This is a genomic window from Kocuria sp. CNJ-770, assembly GCF_001942375.1.
In the GTDB taxonomy this organism is placed as follows: Bacteria; Actinomycetota; Actinomycetes; order Actinomycetales; family Micrococcaceae; genus Kocuria; species Kocuria oceani.
This window is the reverse complement of record NZ_MKJW01000039.1, coordinates 1-2,641: the sequence shown is the minus strand read 5'-3', so window position 1 is coordinate 2,641 and position 2,641 is coordinate 1. Positions and strand designations below refer to the sequence as shown.

Below are 2,641 nucleotides of genomic sequence, written 5' to 3'. Positions count from 1 at the left end.
CTCCTCGGCGACGGCGCGTGGCCCTGCGGCAGCTCGATGACCTCGCCCTTGATCGTCAGGCGGGAACCCTGCTCGGCGGGCTCCTCGGCGACGGCGCGTGGCCCTGCGGCAGCTCGATGACCTCGCCCTTGATCGTCAGGCGGGAACCCTGCTCGGCCGCGGGCTCCTCCACGGCGGGCGCGGGCTCGGCCGGGGACCCGGTGTCCCCCTCGTCCTGCTGCTCGGCGGCGGTCTCCGCGCCCTGGCCGCGGTTGCGGCTGCGCTTGCCGCGGCGCTTCTTCCGCGAGCGGCCGGAACCCTCCGGGCGGGACTCGGCCGGGGCGGCCGGCTCCTCGGCGCGGGGCGGCTCCGCCTCCTCCGGGGCCTCGTGGTGGGTCGCGGCCGCGATGGTCGCGAACGCCGTGCGCGCGGCCTCGGCCTTCGCCTTCTCCGCCGCATCCGGCTCGGCGCTCCGTGCCTCCGTGCGGGCGGGCTGCTGCTCGCCCTGGCCGCGGCGGTTGCGCTTGCGGTCGGTGCGGTTGGGCCGCTGGTCCCGGGTCTCGCCCGGGACGCCGCCGGTGCGGCCCTCCAGCGGGTGGTCGTGCACGACGACGCCGCGGCCGGCGCAGTGCTCGCAGGGCTCGGAGAACACCTCGAGCAGGCCGGTGCCCATGCGCTTGCGGGTCATCTGCACCAGCCCCAGGGAGGTCACCTCCGCCACCTGGTGCTTGGTGCGGTCCCGTCCCAGGCACTCCACCAGCCGGCGCAGCACGAGGTCACGGTTGGACTCGAGCACCATGTCGATGAAGTCGATGACGATGATGCCGCCGATGTCCCGCAGCCGCAGCTGCCGCACGATCTCCTCGGCCGCCTCCAGGTTGTTCTTGGTGACGGTCTCCTCGAGATTGCCCCCGGACCCGGTGAACTTGCCGGTGTTGACGTCGACGACCGTCATGGCCTCGGTCCGGTCGATCACGAGCGAGCCGCCCGAGGGCAGGAAGACCTTGCGCTCGAGAGCCTTCTGGATCTGTTCCTCCACACGCTGGTTCACGAACAGGTCCTCGTCCTCGTCCCACTTCTGTAGCCGGTCCAGCAGGTCCGGCGCGACGTAGGTCACGTACGCCTCGATGTTGTCCCACGCCTCGTCGCCCTGGACGACCATGGTGGTGAAGTCCTCGTTGAAGACGTCGCGGACGGTCTTGATGGTCAGGTCCGGCTCCGCGTACAGCATCTCCGGGGCCAGGGTCTTCGTGGAGCCCGCCCGTTCCTGGATCTGCTCCCACTGGGCCCGCAGCCGGTTGATGTCGTGGGTGAGCTCCTGCTCGGAGGCGCCCTCCGCGGCGGTGCGCACGATGACGCCCGCCCCGTCCGGCAGGCGGTCCTTGAGGATCTTCTTCAGCCGGGCGCGCTCGACGTCGGGCAGCTTCCGGGAGATCCCGGTCATCGAGCCGCCCGGGACGTAGACCAGGTAGCGGCCGGGCAGGGAGATCTGGCTCGTGAGCCGGGCGCCCTTGTGCCCCACCGGGTCCTTGGTGACCTGCACGAGCACCGAGTCCCCGGACTTGAGGGCGACCTCGATCCGGCGCGGCCCGCCCTCGAGGCGGGAGGCGTCCCAGTTGACCTCGCCGGCGTAGAGCACCGCGTTGCGGCCCCGGCCGATGTCGATGAACGCCGCTTCCATGGAGGGCAGCACGTTCTGCACCTTGCCCACGTAGACGTTGCCGATCAGCGAGTCCTGCTGCGTGTGGGAGACGAAGTGCTCGGCCAGCACGCCGTCCTCGAGGACGCCGATCTGGATCCGGTTGTCCTTCTGCCGCACCAGCATCCGCCGTTCGACGGACTCGCGGCGGGCGAGGAACTCGGCCTCGGTGATGACCTGCCGGCGGCGGCCGGTCTGGCGGGACTCCCGCCGGCGCTGCTTCTTGGCCTCGAGCCGGGTGGAGCCCTTCACCGCCACGACCTCGTCGACCGTGGCGCTCTCCGCGGCGCGCGGGGCGCGGACACGTGTGACGGTGTTGGGCGGGTCGTCGTCGCTGCCGCCCACCAGCTCCATGTCCACGTCCCCGCGCCGCCGGCGCCGGCGGCGACGGCTGGTCACGCCCCCGCCGGTGCTCTGCTCCGCCTCGTCGGCCTCCTCGGCGAGCTCCGCCGCCTCGGCCTCGGCCCCGTCGCCCGGGTCCTCGGCGGTCGCGTTCTCCTCCTGCTGCCGGCGCCGGGCCTCGCGGCGGCGGGCCGCGCGCTGCTGCGCGGCCTCGCGCAGTTCGTCGAGGTCCGGCGCGTGGAACATGAGAGAGGTCGCGGTGACGGCGGCGGCCAGAGCGGAGTCGGGCTCCGCCGGCTCCTCGGCGGCGTCGGGCTCCTCCTGCCCGGAGCGTCCGGGCTCGGCACGGGACCCTCCTGGGAGGCGTCCGGCGCGGGCGGTGCGGCGGCCTCGGCCCCGGCAGGCCGGCGGCCGGAGCCGGCCGGTTCCTGCGCGGAGCTCGCAGCGGCGGCCTCCTCGGCGGGCGGGGCGGCGGCAGCCGGGGCATGGCCGCCGGCCTCCGACACGGAGCCCGTGGGCGGGGCGGCGGCAGCCGGGGCATGGCCGCCGGCCTCCGACACGGAGCCCGTGCGGGGACCTCCTCGCGGACGCGGCGGCGGCATCCGGGGCCTCGGCCGTCCG

Annotated in this window: 1 protein-coding gene; it reads right to left on the bottom strand. The window is 74.5% G+C overall.

Annotated features, from left to right (window positions below; all coding sequences use genetic code 11):
- Positions 1-55: 55 nt before the first annotated feature.
- Positions 56-2,266: an Rne/Rng family ribonuclease gene (locus BJF77_RS01960; RefSeq protein ID WP_075871123.1), complete on the bottom strand. Its 2,211-nt coding sequence runs from the start codon at positions 2,264-2,266 to the stop codon at positions 56-58.
- Positions 2,267-2,641: the final 375 nt, after the last annotated feature.

Bases quoted from the DNA above. Each gene is read 5' to 3' on its own strand.
- BJF77_RS01960 (WP_075871123.1), bottom strand. From the start codon at position 2,266: ATGTTCCACGCGCCGGACCTCGACGAACTGCGCGAGGCCGCGCAGCAG.